Annotated in this window: 1 protein-coding gene; it reads right to left on the minus strand. The window is 58.1% G+C overall.

What is annotated here, in order from left to right; translation table 11 throughout:
- Positions 1 to 50 precede the first annotated feature (50 nt).
- On the minus strand, positions 51 to 968 hold the full coding sequence (gene puuE, locus T424_RS0118705) for an allantoinase PuuE (RefSeq protein WP_027489060.1): 918 nt from the start codon (positions 966 to 968) through the stop codon (positions 51 to 53).
- Positions 969 to 1,222: the final 254 nt, after the last annotated feature.

The raw sequence follows: 1,222 nt of genomic DNA on the forward strand, positions 1-1,222 counted from the left end.
CCACGCATAGGATGATCCGAAAACCGGTTCCCACTTTTCGGTCCTATGCTTTATTCCGGCCTGTGATGCTCGTGCCAGTGCCGGGCAATGTCGATGCGGCGCGGCAGCCACACCTTGTCATGCGACAGCACATAATCCAGAAAGCGGCGCAGCGCCGCCGCCCGGCCCGGACGCCCGACAAGGCGGCAATGCAGGCCAACGGACATCATTTTCGGCGCGCCTTCCAGCCCCTCCTGATAGAGCGTATCGAAGGCATCCTTGAGATAGGTGAAGAACTGGTCGCCCGCATTGAAACCCTGCGGCGTGGCAAAACGCATGTCGTTGGTTTCCAGCGTATAGGGAATAATCAGGAAGGGCCTGCCCTGAAGGCCGGGCACCCAGAAGGGCAGATCGTCGGAATAATTGTCGGAGGAATAGAGAAAGCCGCCCTCCTCCATCACCAGCCGCAGCGTATTGCCGGAAGGCTTGCCCTGATACATGCCATAGGGGCGCTCGCCCGCCACTTCGGTGTGCAGGCGCACGGCTTCCAGAATATGGCGGCGCTCCTCTTCCTCCGAAAAATCCTTGTATTCCAGCCAGCGGAGCCCGTGGGAGGCAATTTCCCATCCCGCCTCGTTCATTGCCGCCACGGCCTCCGGGTTGCGGGCCATGGCCAGCGTCACGCCGTAAACGGTCACGGGCACGTTCAGCGCCGTGAACATGCGGTGGAGCCGCCAGAAACCGGCACGGGAACCATATTCGTAAATGGATTCCATGTTGAGGTTGCGTTGCCCCGGCCATGGCTGCGCGCCAACGATTTCCGACAGCAGGCTTTCAGACGCCGCATCGCCATCCAGAATGCAGCTTTCGCCGCCCTCCTCGTAATTGATCACGAATTGCACGGCAACGCGCGCCTCTCCCGGCCATTTCGGATCGGGAACATGGCGGCCATAGCCGATGAGATCGCGCGGATAGCTGTTGTCCTTCATGCAAATCACCCTCTTTTTGCCGCAGGCTAGAGCATTTTCAGGAAAAGTGGAAGCCGGTTTTCCGTATGAAAATGCGTAAAAACAAATGGTTAGAGCATTTTCAGGAAAAGTGTAGCACAGTACACGACGCTGAGGCATGGCCTACCCCCCTCTGCCTTGCCAAGCATCTCCCCCTTGAGGGGCAGGGGAATCGCATATGGGTTTCAAGCTATTGAATGATTGAGGCAAATCGCTTCATCTTCCTCCGACTGATT

This window comes from Allorhizobium undicola ORS 992 = ATCC 700741, from assembly GCF_000621665.1.
Classification (GTDB): domain Bacteria; phylum Pseudomonadota; class Alphaproteobacteria; order Rhizobiales; family Rhizobiaceae; genus Allorhizobium; species Allorhizobium undicola.